We start from the raw sequence: 12,854 nt of genomic DNA, 5'->3' as shown, positions 1-12,854 counted from the left end.
AGCCCGCCGGTCTGCGCGGCATCGTGCTCGTTGGATCGGGACCGGCGAAGCCGCACGAGAAGATCACGCCCGAGTACCAGCAGGTGCTCTCGCACGCGTACGACACAGCGGAGTCCATCGCCGGTGTCCGCGACCACGTCCTGACGGCGACGCCGCTTCCGCAGCGGCTGGCGGATCGGATCGTGACGGACTCCCTCGCGAGCGCCGAGGATGCCCGCACGGAGTGGCCGCTGCGCGGCATCGCCGAGGATGTCGCCGAGCAGACCCGCGCGATCACCGTGCCGGCGCTCGTCGTGGCCGGAGAGCGCGACGCCGTCGAGCCCGTCGACGTGCTGCGGCACAACCTGATGCCCTTCCTCGACCGCGCCGAACTCCAGGTCATCCCGGTCACCGGCCACCTCATCCCGTTCGAGGCGCCCGAGGCGCTGGCCGACGCCATCGCGGCCTTCGAACCGGCCCGCTGACGCGGGGGCAGTGCCCGCCTGCCGGGGGCGGCGGTCTCGGCAGGCAGGCACTCGCTACGCCTCGGTGCGGACGGCGCTGCGCGCGGGGGACGCGAGGCGCTCGGCGATCAGGGAGGCGACAGCGGCGACGACGATCCCGACGACCGCGTCGCTCAGCGCCGGGGCGAACAGGTGGGTGAGCAGCGCCGCGGCGGACCCGATGGCCCACGCGACGAACGCTCCGACGCGCACACGCGCGGCATCCGCAGCGAGGAACCCGTAGCCGCGAACCAGGACGCTCACGATGATCACCACGCCGATCGGGGGCACGATGACGCCGAGGATCGTGAGCCAGTCGCTGAACAAGGACCACACTCCGAGCCCGGCGGCGAATAGACCGATGAGCCCCAGCACTACCGTGGTCGTGCGGAACCGGGCGCCGGTCGCGTGGCTCCATCCCATCGCGCCGTTGTAGAGGCAATGGGCGCAGACGGCGGCGAGGTTGAGCACCACGAAGACGGCGACGACTACCTGGGAGACGGGGCTGCCGAGGAGGACGCCGATGAACATGCCGCCGTTGACGGCCGGATCCACCGCGAGTCCGGCCGAGACCACGAGCACCCCGATGAACGCCGAGACGAACTGGCCGACGGGGAAGGCCGCCAGAGTTGCCGCGACGGCCTCTCGACCGGTCCGCGAGAACCGGGTGAAGTCGGCGGTCATCGTCCCGGCGTCGACCAGGCTCGCGATGACGACGGTCACTCCGACCCCGAGGGGCCACGCCGCGGCGGTGCGGGACGCGCCGGCGTACGCGGCGATGTCGGGCCACCCCTGGGCGGTCCCGCCGATGACCAGCGCCGCAACGCCGAAGACGATGAACAGCGGGGCCGAGATGTATCCGATCCACGAGATCGCCCGGATACCGACGAAGGTGATGAAGATGAAGACGATCCCCGCCGCGATGGCGAGGATGCCCGCATTCCACCCCGTGATCGCGGAGAGCAGGGACCCCGTCAGCCCGGTCTGGAAGGCGTACCACCCCACGATCACCGTCGAGAGCAGGAGAGCCGGCACCAGAGCGCCGACGCGGCCGAACACCGACCGCGAGAACTGCCCGAAGTTGCGACCCGTGTGCCCGGCCGTGTAACTCAGGATGCCGACGTAGACCGCCAGCACCGCGGCGCCGATCACCAGAGCGAGGAGCCCTTGCGCGAAGCCGAGAAAGTAGGCGAGCTGCCCTCCGATCACCGTCGCCGTGAGGACCATGGGCATGCCGGCCCAGGCCGCCCCGATCGCCAGCGTGCTCTTGCGGTGCTCGGGAGGCACGGGAGTGTGTTCGTACTGGTCGTCCAGACGCGGAGGATGCGTGTGGATGTCGGTCATGGCGGCTCCGTTCGGGTGTGTGAATGCCGGGCAGGTCGGCGGCAGTGCGCCCCCTGACGACCGGATCGTCGTCGATTTGTGATCATGAGTAAACACATCTTTACCCATTTGTGCAAGAATAGCGTTCATGCATCCGACCGACTCAGCCGTCCCCGATGACATCGCCGCCTGGCGCGCTTCCCACGCGCGCGACGGCGCGGCGAATCTCCGGGAGATGCGATCGCGGGCGGCGCAGGCGGCGGCTTCGTGTGGGGCCTACGTCCGGGTGATGGAGCCCTCCGCATCGTCCTCCGGCGTCCTTGCGGGGGTGCCGTTCGCGGTGAAGGACAACATCGTCGTCGCGGGAGCACCCACGACGGCAGGAAGTCTCGCGCTGGACGACCTGCTGCTCTCGCCGACCGCCTCGGTCGTGCGCACGCTCGCCGCCGCCGGGGCGACCGTCGTCGGCAAGGCCAACATGCACGAACTCGCTCTCGGTGTCACATCCGACAATGCCGGCTACGGTGCCGTGAGCGACCCGCGGCATCCGGGAAGGTCGGCGGGCGGCTCCAGCGGCGGCTCGGCGGCTGCGATCGCCGCCGGTTCCGCGGCCTTCTCCCTCGGAACCGACACCGGCGGATCGATGACGATACCGGCCTCGTTCTGCGGTGTGGTCGGGATGCGTCCCACCCACGGACGCTACGCGGGAGACGGAGTCTTGATGATCTCACAGAGCCGCGACACGATCGGTGTCATGGCACATAACGTCGGCGACGTCCAGTTCATCGACGGGCTGATCAGCGGAGACACGACGGCCGGGTCGGCGGGCACGCGGCTGGGCGTTCCTCAGGGCGCCTATTGGGACCAGATCGACGACGCGGTGCGCGGCGCCGCGATGCACGCGCTCGACGAGCTCGCATCCCACGGATTCGAGCTGGTCGAGATCGACCTGAGCGATGTGCAGGCCCGCGCGCTGGAGCACCGCCACGACCTCGTCGGCTACGAGGCGCCCCGCGCGCTCGACGCGCTCCTGCAGGCGTCGGACCTCAGCATCCGTTCCGTGGCGGAACTCGTCGGAGAGGTGCGCTCACCGGACGTTCGTGCGGCGTTGGCGGGTTTCGTCGCCGCACCGGTGGGTGAGCGCCGCTATCGCGCAGCCCTCCGACTGCGCCGCGATCTGCGCGCGATCGTGAAGCATCGCGTCCTCGCCGCCGGGGTGGATGCGCTCGTCTACCCGTCCACCCCGGTGGTCGCCGTGGAACTCGGCGCAGATCGCGCTGTGGTCGACGGCCACGAGTCGCCCCTGTTCGAGACGATCACACGCAACACCGAGACAGCGAGCATGCTCGGGCATCCGATGATCACTGTTCCCGCCGAGCGGGATCCCGATCGCCCCCCGGTCGGGCTCACGATCGAGTCGCTCCCCGGCAGCGACAGAGATGTGCTGGCTACCGCGGTGGAGATCGAACGGGTCTTGCGCGCCGGCGGGTCCAGGCGGATGCCGGAGGCCGCATCGTGAGCGGCTCGGTCGTCCGCACGCATCCGCTCGGGGATCTCGCCCTCGACACCGGTCGACGTCTCTCGGACGCCGCACTCGTTTACGAGGTGCACGGCGAGCCTGCGGCCGACGGGTCGAATGTGATCCTGTTCCCGACCTTCTTCATGGGCACGCATGCGGAGAACCGCTGGCTCATCGGGCCCGGCCGGCCGCTGGATCCCCGGCGCTACTGCATCGTCGTCCCGAATCTGCTGGGCAACGGCGTCTCGACCTCGCCCAGCAACGCCGCGGCCGGGCAGCGCGGCGCCGACTTCCCGACGGTGGGGTACGGCGACCAGGTCCGCGCGCAGCGCCGTCTCATCCGCGAGGTCTTCGGGGTGGCGCAGCTGCACGCGGTCGTCGGCTGGTCGATGGGGGCTGCGCAGGCGCTGCACTGGGCGGTCGCCTTTCCGCGGGAGGTCGAGCGCGTCTTCGCGTTTTGCGGCTCGGCGCGGACGTCGGAGCTCAACGCCGTGTTCCTCGACAGCGTGGAGGCCGCGATCCGCACCGACCCGATGCTCGCCGACGGCATCCCGACCGCTGGGTTGCGAGCCGCCGCACGCGTGTATGCCGGCTGGGGCTTCAGCGGCGCCTTCTACGAGGGCCAGGAATACCGCACCCTCGGCTTCGACACGCGGGAGGACTTCGTGCGCGGCTTCTGGGAGGAGATGCTGCTCGCGCAGGACCCGTGGAACCTGATCACGATGATCCGGACGTGGCGCGAGGGCGATGTCGGGACGACGGCCGGCAGCAGCACGGACGCGGCGCTCGCCGGGATCACCGCACGCACCGCGATCGTCTCGGCGGCGCTGGACATGTACTTCACTCCCGAGCAGGGCGCACGAGACGCCGAGCGCATCCCGGGCGCGACGTTCGAGGTGATTCCGGGGACGTGGGGGCACTCCGCGGGAGTGGGTCTGAACCCGCCGGACAATGCTTTCATCGACCGCGCGCTGCGGGAGCTGCTCGGCCGCGATAGTGTCGACCTCGACCCGACGTCCTGAAGGAGCAAGCCGAATGGGGCAGAACCAGGTGTTCACCGCGGTCGCGGATCCGACGCGACGCGCGATCCTCACGACTCTGCGGGAGCGCGATGAGATCTCGGTCGGCGAGATCGCGGAGCTCTTCCCCGGTATGACGCGCGCGGCCGTGTCGGCGCATCTGCGGGTGCTGCGGGACTCGGATCTCGTCGCCGAAGAGCGCCGCGGCCAGCGGCGCATGTATCGTCTCGGCCCCAACCGGGCCGACGAGATCATCCAGTTCTTGATGAAGGTCTACGCCGACGGCGTTGAGGCCTTCGTCCGAAACAACCAGACCGGCGAGTGAGCGATGGCCGAGGAGTTGTCGTTCGTCGTGGGGAGCTCCTCGCCCCGCAGTCCTGCCGAGCTGTGGTCGGCGCTACGCACGGGGGCGGCGAGCGGATGGCCGATGCTCCGCGAGTGCGGTCGCGTGGAGCGCGGCGCGCCGGTCATGTTCGACATCCCGCAGCCCGACGGCTCGGCGGTGCGCTGCGCCGGTCGCATCGTCGGGCTCGAAGAGAACCGCTCCCTCACGATCGCTCAGGAGACGCCGTGGGTGGGACGCGTGAAGCTGGTCCTTCACCCCGAAGAGTCCGGCACACGCTTGAGCGTGCTCGTCACGGTCGAGCAGGCCGGCGTCGAGTGGCTCGCCGACCGCGGTTCGTCGGGGGCGCTGCGTTCTTCCGGAATCGCCCACATCGACGTCCGCATAGGCCTCCTCGTCTCGCTCTCGGGCGCGGCGGGGCTGATGGGCCGGAGCATCGTCAACGGTGCCGCGCTGGCAATCGAGGACGTGAACGCGGACGGCGCGTTCGGTCGCCGCACCGCCCGACTTTTTGTCGAGGACGACCGCACGAGCCCGGAACGCGCACTGTCGGCCTACCGGCGCCTGGTGGAGGAGCACGCCTGCGACGTGGTGATCGCCAGCATCTCCTCCGCCGCGATGCAGACCGTGCGTCCCTATGCGGTGGCGACAGGCAGGCTCGTCCTCAACACCGCGATGGCGGAGCGCCGCACCGGTCCGCGACGGAACTTCATCGACCTCGGCGAATCGCCGCTCGAGCAGCTGCGGCGGGCCATCCCGGAGACCATGACCGCCGCGGGCGCGTCGAACTGGTACCTCGTCGGCAACGACTACGTGTGGCCGCGGACCGTCTCCGCGGTCGCACGGAGGCTGATCACGCAGCACGGCGGACGCATCAGCGGCACGGCATTCGCACCAATCGGATCGTCGGGATTCGATCGGATCCTGGACGACATCGGCGCCGGCGACGGGGATCTCATCCTCTCCTCGTTCATCGGCGAGGATGCCATCCGATTCGAGCGCACCTTCCATGCCCAAGGTCTTCGCAGCTCGTTCCGCACCCTGGCCACGAACTTCGACCAGGCGCAGCTCGACCATCTGGGCACGGGCGTCGCGGCGGGCATCCTCGTCAGCAACGACCACGCCGGAGTGATCGGGCTGGGCAGCGACCTCGGCATCCGCTACCGCCGCCGTTTCGGTCTCACGTCGGCGCCGCTGACGAGCCTCGCGGTCAACGCCTACAACGGAATCCGACTCTACGCCCAGGCCGCTGCCGCAGCACGTACCCTCGACCCGTCGATGATCGGACGCCGGATCCGCGCCGGCGGGGTCGGAACCGAGACGGCACGGCGCCGAGCCACGGGACGCTTCGCCGCCGCATCTCTGGCGGAGGTCACCTCCCACGGCATCCGCCCCGTCGCGTAGCTGGACCGCGCGGCGCTCGTCCACACGGGGGACGACACGTCGTCACCGCCTGTTTCCGAGGTGTCGGGGATGCTCTTCCTGACGTGGGCTCATCGTGCCAGCGTATGGCGCTCAGTCCGCATTTCGTTGGAGACCGGCCTCGTTGGTGTGAGTTCGAGGCGCGATGCGGGCCGGCGGAAGTCCATCGTGACCCGCGAGCGAAGGCGCTTGGATCCACCTTGCCGCCTTGTAATTGAAGTCCCTCCGTTGGCTCGAAGTTCCTCTCGGCGAACCTCACCTCGATGAGCAGATTGGTGGCATCGACAGACTCCTTCGCGAAGTTCCTCTGCGTCGTTCCTGCATGAAGATCCTGCGATTGCGCCTGACCACGAGACAGTCGAGGTGGTGCACGGTTCAGATAAGGAGAAGATCACGGGGGAGTCTCACGTTTCTGTCCGAGGTGCTATGGCGCCGTATATGGCGCAAGTGTGTTCGACGCAGGCCGTTCCGCAAGAAAGCGCACCCCTGCACAGCGGCTCGCGGGTCTGTCTGATGAATGTTGTGTGGGGTCCGGCGTTTTCATTAGTGAGTGGTTCTCTCGAACTGTCCGGCGAAGGTGATCGCGAACGCGTTCAACGCGGGCTTCCACCTCATCACCCAGCGTGCCCGCCCGCCGCCGGTCGGGTCAAGCGACCTCGTCACCAGATACAAGCACATCAGCGCGGCTTGCTCGTTCGGGAAGTGCCCGCGCGCCCGGGCGGCCCTGCGGTAGCGGGCGTTGATCGACTCGATCGCGTTGGTCGTGCAGATCACCCGCCTGATCTCGACGTCGTATTCGAGGAACGGCACGAACTCCGCCCAAGAGTTCCGCCACAGTTGCACGATCGCCGGATATCGTCCGCCCCACGAGGCGGCGAACTCCTCGAACCGGTCCTTCGCCGCCTGCTCGGACGGGGCCGTATAGACCGGCTTCAGTGAACGGACGATCGCGTCGCGGTGCTGCCGTCCTGCAGAGCGGAAGCTTTGCGGATCAGGTGGACGATACACGCTGCACGACCGTCTGCTCCCACGTCGTGTTGATCGCCGCAGGGAGACCTTGCAGCCCGTCGCAGACGGCGATGAGGACGTCGTCGCCGCCCCGGTTCTTCAGCTCGGTGAACACCTGCAGCCAGATCCGTGCTCCCTCACCGCCGTCGCCGGCCCAGATGCCGAGGATCTCCCGCTCCCCGTTCGTCGTGACGCCCATCACGACATAGAACGGGGTGTTGCGGACCTGCCCGTCACGGACTTTCACGACGATCGCGTCGACGAAGATCACCGGATAGAGCGGATCCAACGGGCGCGAGGACCACTCGGTGAGCTCCCCGGCGACCTTCTCGGTGATCCGGCTGATCGTGTCTTTCGAGACCTTCGCCCCATAGACCTCGTCGAAGTGCGAGGCGATCTCCCCGGTCGTCAACCCACGGGCGGTCAGCGACAGCACGATCTGGTCGATCCCGTCGATGCGGCGCTTCCGTTTCGGGACGATCAGCGGCTCGAATGACCCGTCACGATCACGAGGCACCTCGATCTCGACCGGGCCGATCTCGGTGAGCACGGTCTTCGTCCGGGTCCCGTTGCGCATGTTCTCGCCGATCGGGGTCCCACCGTGCTCGTGACCGAGGTGCTCGGTCAACTCGGCATTCAAAGCCGTTTCGAGGACGTTCTTCGTGAGCTGGCTGAGCAGGCCACCGGGCCCTGCCAGGCTCACGCCCTGTTCTTTCGCCTGCGTCAGCAACCGCTCTGCAAGTTCCTTCTGGTCGACGATCTCCCCGGTCACCGGATCAACCATCTCGTCATCAGCGACGACGTCGGTCGTGTCAGCCACGGCCATCTCCTTACGGATCAGGCCGGACCCTCACACACCGTTTTTCTTACATCCCAGCGGAGCCCGCGTTCCGTCATCCGCCTGCCCCGGGTTTCAGGATCATGAGGATGAGGATGGCGAACCAAATCGAGTTGAGGATTCCTGCTGCTGCGCCGGCGCGGCGGCGGGTGCTCGGTTCGTGTCGTGGATCCGCCAGCATCCGTCGCTGTGCGGGGATGATGACCCAGGTCAGCAGGGCTCCGCCGATGAGGGAGAGGGCAACGGAGAGGATGATCCATAGTTCGTCCAGCCTTCCGAGGACTACTGCGAGGGTGATGCCGACGGCGGGCGGGATGATCGCGAGGCGTCCGTACACCTTTGTGATCCGGTGCATTGCGAGCGCGACGGGGTGTGTGTCGTGGGACTTGTCGTTGACGTCAGAGGCCGGTGCGGCGTACCGAGGGAAGAGGCTGACGGAGATCGTGAGTGCGCCGATGAAGACGATCGCGGTGGCGATGTGCACGATGAGCAAGAAGTAGGCCATGGCTTGTTGTGGGGTTATGGGATCAGGGGCTGGCCGTCGGGTTGCATGACGTACCACACGCCTCCGTTGAGGTAGGTGTCCTGTCCGCGCGCATCTCCGGGGTTCGTGTCGGCTGTGTAGCCGTAGAGCGGCCAACCGTTGTAGGTGATGACTTCACCACCGGCGGGGTTTGGCAGTGTGCTGATGAGCGAGGCGTCGATACCGTCTCCCGCGGTTGGGGTACCGCCGTCGATCGCGCGTAGCGGGGGCCATCTGTTGGCGCACGTGAAGGTGCAGGTCACCGTCTGGGCGGCGTCCGGTTCGAAGACGTACAGGACGAAGCCTTCACCGTCGACGAGAACGTCACCGAGCCCTGGCAACTTGGCGATCGTGATGGCGGATGCGCGTAACTCGTCGTGTTCGGAGGGTGCGCTCGTGCATCCGCTGCCGGTCAGCACGAGAACGATGGCGGCAGCGGCCGCGGAGAAGCGGGTTGTCAGAGATCTCATCCCTTGGTGTGTCCTTATGGTCGGTGTGGTCCTCGCCTGTCCGGGTCTGGTGACGCGGCAGGACCGTGCGGGGGGTTCCGCTGGTGCGCTGGTTGGTGCCGAGCGTGTCACGACAGCAGCTCTCGTCCGTACCAGTCGTCGGAGTCCTGGACGCCGGGGAAGACTGCGAACAGTGAGCTCGACGTGGCGATCACGAACCGGTTCAGCGCGTCGCTGTCTGCGAGACGCTGCTGCACAGGGATGAAACTGGTGGTGGGGTCGGACTGATAGGACACGAAGATCAGTCCGGCATCCTCATCGCCCATCGCGCTGTCGAACTGGCCGGTGGAGTAGGTGTATGACCGTCGCAGTATCTCCTCGCCAGCGCCGCGGCGGGGTGCGGCCAGCCGGATGTGCGCGTCGAGCGGAATCAGGGGAGCCCCGGAGGCGTCTGTCGCATCCAGGTCGACCGGATCCTGCTCATGACGGGAACCGATCGGTGCGCCGGTGTCCAGATGCCTGCCGATCGTACGGTCCTGCGTATCGCGTGGCGTGTCTTCCCAGGCGGCCAGGAGCATGCGGAAGCGGCGGATCGCGACATAGCTTCCCCCGACCAGCCATCGGGGTCCGGCGTCTTTCACCCAGACAGCCCCGCCTTCGGTGGCCCGGCTGGCGGCGATGTTGTTGGTGCCGTCGATCTGGCCCATGAGGTTGCGGCCGTTCCGCGACGTGCCGTCGGCATCCGCGTTACGGAAACCGTTGAACTGCCATCGCGGCGTCAACGCGGCCGCTGCCGACTGTCGCACCGCGCGAACCGCGCCGGCGAGGTAGACGCGGTCCGCTGAGCATAACTGCACGAACATGTGCCCGAACGACATGCGTCCGTCGATCTGGTCGCCGGGAAAGACGGGATGATCGACAAGCTGTGCGGGGCGGTCAGCGCCGAGCGCATCCAGTCCAGGGCCGCTGATCCCGACGGTCATGGTGAACCGGCCAGGTGCGGTTCCCACCGAGACGAGCGATTCATCGGCCGAGGTGTCGCCCATTGCGAGCGCGGCTGAAAGCGTCGTCCATTTCTTCATGACTTCGGCGACAGCAGTGCGGCTAGTTCCTGGCGCGAGGTCGAATCCGAGGAACGCTGCCTGAGCAGGCGGTGGTTCGGCGATGCCAGGCTGGTGGATGCCGTAGAAGGGAACCGTGGTCTGCGTTTCGGGTTCCGCATCCGACACGGTCTCCGGGCTAACGGCGGTGGTCAGCAGTGTTCCGGCGGCCACGCCTGCGGCTGCGGCTCCGAGGCTGGCGGCGCCTCCGATGAGGAACGCGCGACGGCTGGTGTGGTGCTCGGCCATCAGTCGGTCACGTTCCGGTTCACGACCAGCCCGAATGCGCCCGCGGTGAACGCGAAGGTCAGCACGATCGTGGCAATCAGCGACGGGAAGTAGAGGTTCCCGTTGAGGCCGGATGTCGCGACGGTGCTGAATGCGCTCGCAGGCATGAGACCCTGGCCGAATGGTGCGGCGGCATTGATCATGTTCTCGAAGAGCGCGTACACCAGCGCAACGGTGAGCGCCGCGATCGACGAACGCAACCAGAGCGCGAGTGTCGCGCCCGCCAGCGCGAACGCGACCATGCCGAGTGCGAGGTTCGCGGTCGCGCCGGCTGCGCCGCCGAGCCCGCTCAACCATTCGCCGGTGTCGACTCCCCAGATCGCTGCGCACACGTAGCCGGAGGCGACAGCGGTGAGCGCTCCGATGAGCGCGCAGGCGATCGCCGCAGTTGCCAGAGCAGCCCAGTTTCCCAGGAGCCAAGTCGAACGGCGCGGCTGCACGACGAACTGCATCCGCACAAGACCGGACGAGTACTGGCCGGTGATGTGCAGGATGGACGCGGCGAGCACGACCAGGCCCGTGACCATGACCGGCCTGCCGACGAACTGCACCAGCGCGTCGGGGTCGGCGAGGTCGGCGAGCAGGGTGGGAGGATCCGTGAAACGCGATCCTCCGGGTGCGGCTGCGGTCGAGAAGGTGAACACGATCGATATCGCGGAGAACACGACGATCGCCGCCAGCAGAGGCCACACGATCGTCGGACGCTTGAGCATCGTCCACGCGGACGAGAACGCACCGATCACGCCGGCACCTCCAGATCCTCTTCTTCGTTTCCTGCACGGTCATGGGCGTCAGAGGTGGCGCGTGTGGATGTCAGGTGCAGGAACGCCTGCTCCAGCGTGGGCCGTTCTGCGGTGATCTCCGTGAGCGTTGTCCCGGCCTTCTGCGCGAGGCGATTGAGGACAGCACCGTGGCCGGTATCGGCGGTGACTCGTATGGCGTCCCGGTCAAGCGCAACCGCGTATCCCGCGTTGACGAAGGCCGCTGCCGCTGCGTCACGCTCAGATGGACCGGCTGCACGGCACAGGATGGTCTCCGGGATCATCCGACGCATCTGAGCCGGAGTGCCCTGGAAGATCACGCGTCCGCGATCCATCGCGATGAGGTGATCGCAGAGTTCCTCGACCTCGTCGAGTGCGTGGGTTGCGAGGATGATCGTCTTGCCTTCGGCAGACAGTTCCCGCAAGAACACGCGCAGGTCTGCTTTCCCGCGAGGGTCCAGACCGTTCGTCGGTTCGTCGAGGATCACGATGTCCGGGTCTGCCAGGAGAGCTGCCGCCAGACCGATCCGCTGCTTCATGCCCAGCGAGAAGGTTCCCACCGTGCGATGCGCCACCGGGGTCATCTCGACACGTTCCAGTGCCTGATCTGCGACAGCAGGTTGCCATCCGGCTAGGCGAGCAAGGACGAGCAGGTTGTCCCTGGCGGTGAGACTGGGCAGCAGTCCCGGGGAGTCGATCAGCACACCCATCCGTGCGGCGGCACCGGACGGGTCGTCTGCGGTGAGGATGCTGCCGCTCGACGGTGCCACCAGTGCGCACATGAGCCGCAGCGCCGTGGTCTTTCCCGCACCGTTCGGTCCGACCAGCCCGGTGATCGTCCCGCGCGGCACGGCGAAACTCAGTGGGCCGATCCGCGTGTCGCTGGACAGTGTTGCAGTGACACGGTCAGCGATGACGATCGCCTGTCTGCGTTGGTCATCCGTGACATCCAGCGCCGACGGGGGCTCGTCTGCCGGGGCCGGAGTATGCCGGTGTGCCCGCCAGAGGGCGAGTACGCCGCCGACACCGGGGACGGCCGCGAGCCACTTCGAAGCGCGGGGTAGCGGAAGGAACAGCGCCAGCAGGATCGTCGACACGTAGAAGAGGCCGTGCAGCGGGCCGCCCGTCGAGGTCACGACAGGAAGGTGAACAGTGAACCTGTTGGTGAGGATGACGGCCAGCGAGATCAGTTCCAGAGCGGACAAGACCCGCAGAACAATCATTGCGGGTGAACGATTGAGCTTCATGCGCGAACAACCTCGCTCCCGTTCGACCCGGACGATCCGGGTGCGGGCGTGGACGTGCCGATGAAGTGGGTGGACGCCCTCATGCGGTGATCCTTCGCCCGGTGACACGGGTGCGTGGGAGGCGTCCCGCGCGAGATTCTCCGGTGAGGGTGTCTCCGGTGATGCTGACGTCGTATTCGAGATTGAGTCGGAGGGGCCTGGTGATCTGCTGCCGCCAGGCGGCGTGTTGACCGTCCGGGGTGTCTCCGGTGACAAGATCGGTCAGGGCGACGGCTTCGCCCGCGCCGTTCGCTGTCCCCGTGACCACACCGTCGTGTTCTTCGAAGTGGTAGTCGGCTTCGATGGTCCCGATGGGAGTTTTCATCTGGAGTCGCCAGTCGCCGCAGATAGGGTTCATTCGCTTCGATGTTCCTTTCGTTCTCCGGTCCGGATGCTCACGGCGTGGGGGCTTCGGGCACCGTGGCAGGGGCCTTGCCGACGGCGCGCCAGGCGGTGCCGCGTCCCTCGTACTCGAAGAGTTCCTCGACAGCGT

At 67.5% G+C, this 12,854-nt stretch carries 12 protein-coding genes and 1 pseudogene; 5 read left to right on the top strand and 8 right to left on the bottom strand.

Translation table 11 applies throughout. The annotated features are described in order from the left end of the window. A partial coding sequence (locus BGN97_RS04675; protein ID WP_292698451.1) for an alpha/beta hydrolase occupies positions 1-464 on the top strand: 464 nt, incomplete at its 5' end. Positions 465-518: 54 nt separating this feature from the next. Here the strand turns inward: BGN97_RS04675 and BGN97_RS04670 are convergent. Further along, the gene (locus BGN97_RS04670) at positions 519-1,826 is read right to left on the bottom strand and encodes a cytosine permease (RefSeq protein ID WP_067200818.1); all 1,308 of its coding nucleotides are present in this window, start codon (positions 1,824-1,826) and stop codon (positions 519-521) included. Between the two features lie 127 nt (positions 1,827-1,953). On the opposite strand from BGN97_RS04670, the gene BGN97_RS04665 reads away from it, so the two are divergent. The 4 genes from BGN97_RS04665 to BGN97_RS04650 are packed head-to-tail and all read left to right on the top strand — an operon-like array spanning position 1,954 to position 6,090. Next, positions 1,954-3,324, top strand: a complete 1,371-nt coding sequence (locus BGN97_RS04665) for an amidase family protein (protein WP_292698450.1) — start codon at positions 1,954-1,956, stop codon at positions 3,322-3,324. After that, the gene (locus BGN97_RS04660; RefSeq protein ID WP_292698449.1) at positions 3,321-4,346 is read left to right on the top strand and encodes an alpha/beta fold hydrolase; all 1,026 of its coding nucleotides are present in this window, start codon (positions 3,321-3,323) and stop codon (positions 4,344-4,346) included. Before BGN97_RS04665 ends, BGN97_RS04660 begins: the two co-directional genes overlap by 4 nt. A 13-nt stretch (positions 4,347-4,359) precedes the next feature. After that, complete coding sequence (locus BGN97_RS04655) at positions 4,360-4,668, top strand: metalloregulator ArsR/SmtB family transcription factor (protein ID WP_067200808.1); 309 nt, start codon at positions 4,360-4,362, stop codon at positions 4,666-4,668. 3 nt (positions 4,669-4,671) lie between these two features. Then, positions 4,672-6,090 carry a substrate-binding protein gene (locus tag BGN97_RS04650; protein WP_292698448.1) on the top strand — a complete coding sequence of 473 codons (1,419 nt, stop codon included), beginning with the start codon at positions 4,672-4,674 and terminating at the stop codon, positions 6,088-6,090. A gap of 561 nt (positions 6,091-6,651) precedes the next feature. Here the strand turns inward: BGN97_RS04650 and BGN97_RS04645 are convergent. The 7 genes and pseudogenes from BGN97_RS04645 to BGN97_RS04615 all read right to left on the bottom strand — a co-directional run bounded on the left by BGN97_RS04645 (position 6,652) and on the right by BGN97_RS04615 (position 12,719). Continuing rightward, positions 6,652-7,900: pseudogene (locus BGN97_RS04645) on the bottom strand (IS256 family transposase). A 109-nt stretch (positions 7,901-8,009) separates the two neighbouring features. Next, the gene (locus BGN97_RS04640; RefSeq protein ID WP_292698446.1) at positions 8,010-8,459 is read right to left on the bottom strand and encodes a DUF2269 family protein; all 450 of its coding nucleotides are present in this window, start codon (positions 8,457-8,459) and stop codon (positions 8,010-8,012) included. A 14-nt stretch (positions 8,460-8,473) separates the two neighbouring features. Further along, positions 8,474-8,947: a hypothetical protein gene (locus BGN97_RS04635; RefSeq protein WP_292698445.1), complete on the bottom strand. Its 474-nt coding sequence runs from the start codon at positions 8,945-8,947 to the stop codon at positions 8,474-8,476. 107 nt (positions 8,948-9,054) lie between these two features. Then, the gene (locus BGN97_RS04630; protein ID WP_292698444.1) at positions 9,055-10,275 is read right to left on the bottom strand and encodes a Dyp-type peroxidase; all 1,221 of its coding nucleotides are present in this window, start codon (positions 10,273-10,275) and stop codon (positions 9,055-9,057) included. Next, entirely contained in the window at positions 10,275-11,057 is a 783-nt protein-coding gene (locus tag BGN97_RS04625) for a hypothetical protein (RefSeq protein ID WP_292698443.1), read from the bottom strand. The genes BGN97_RS04630 and BGN97_RS04625 overlap by 1 nt, the downstream gene beginning before the upstream one ends. Further along, on the bottom strand, positions 11,054-12,322 hold the full coding sequence (locus tag BGN97_RS04620; RefSeq protein ID WP_292698442.1) for an ABC transporter ATP-binding protein: 1,269 nt from the start codon (positions 12,320-12,322) through the stop codon (positions 11,054-11,056). Before BGN97_RS04620 ends, BGN97_RS04625 begins: the two co-directional genes overlap by 4 nt. 79 nt (positions 12,323-12,401) lie before the next feature. Next, a complete protein-coding gene (locus BGN97_RS04615) occupies positions 12,402-12,719 on the bottom strand; it encodes a hypothetical protein (RefSeq protein WP_292698441.1) in 318 nt (105 codons plus the stop codon). Positions 12,720-12,854 lie beyond the last annotated feature (135 nt).

The organism is Microbacterium sp. 69-10 (genome assembly GCF_001897945.1).
Classification (GTDB): Bacteria; Actinomycetota; Actinomycetes; order Actinomycetales; family Microbacteriaceae; genus Microbacterium.
This window is presented reverse-complemented; position numbering and strand designations above follow the sequence as displayed.

Bases quoted from the DNA above. Each gene is read 5' to 3' on its own strand.
- BGN97_RS04615 (WP_292698441.1), bottom strand. From the start codon at position 12,719: ATGAACCCTATCTGCGGCGACTGGCGACTCCAGATGAAAACTCCCATC.
- BGN97_RS04630 (WP_292698444.1), bottom strand. From the start codon at position 10,275: ATGGCCGAGCACCACACCAGCCGTCGCGCGTTCCTCATCGGAGGCGCC.
- BGN97_RS04665 (WP_292698450.1), top strand. From the start codon at position 1,954: ATGCATCCGACCGACTCAGCCGTCCCCGATGACATCGCCGCCTGGCGC.
- BGN97_RS04635 (WP_292698445.1), bottom strand. From the start codon at position 8,947: ATGAGATCTCTGACAACCCGCTTCTCCGCGGCCGCTGCCGCCATCGTT.
- BGN97_RS04670 (WP_067200818.1), bottom strand. From the start codon at position 1,826: ATGACCGACATCCACACGCATCCTCCGCGTCTGGACGACCAGTACGAA.
- BGN97_RS04655 (WP_067200808.1), top strand. From the start codon at position 4,360: ATGGGGCAGAACCAGGTGTTCACCGCGGTCGCGGATCCGACGCGACGC.
- BGN97_RS04640 (WP_292698446.1), bottom strand. From the start codon at position 8,459: ATGGCCTACTTCTTGCTCATCGTGCACATCGCCACCGCGATCGTCTTC.
- BGN97_RS04650 (WP_292698448.1), top strand. From the start codon at position 4,672: ATGGCCGAGGAGTTGTCGTTCGTCGTGGGGAGCTCCTCGCCCCGCAGT.
- BGN97_RS04620 (WP_292698442.1), bottom strand. From the start codon at position 12,322: ATGAAGCTCAATCGTTCACCCGCAATGATTGTTCTGCGGGTCTTGTCC.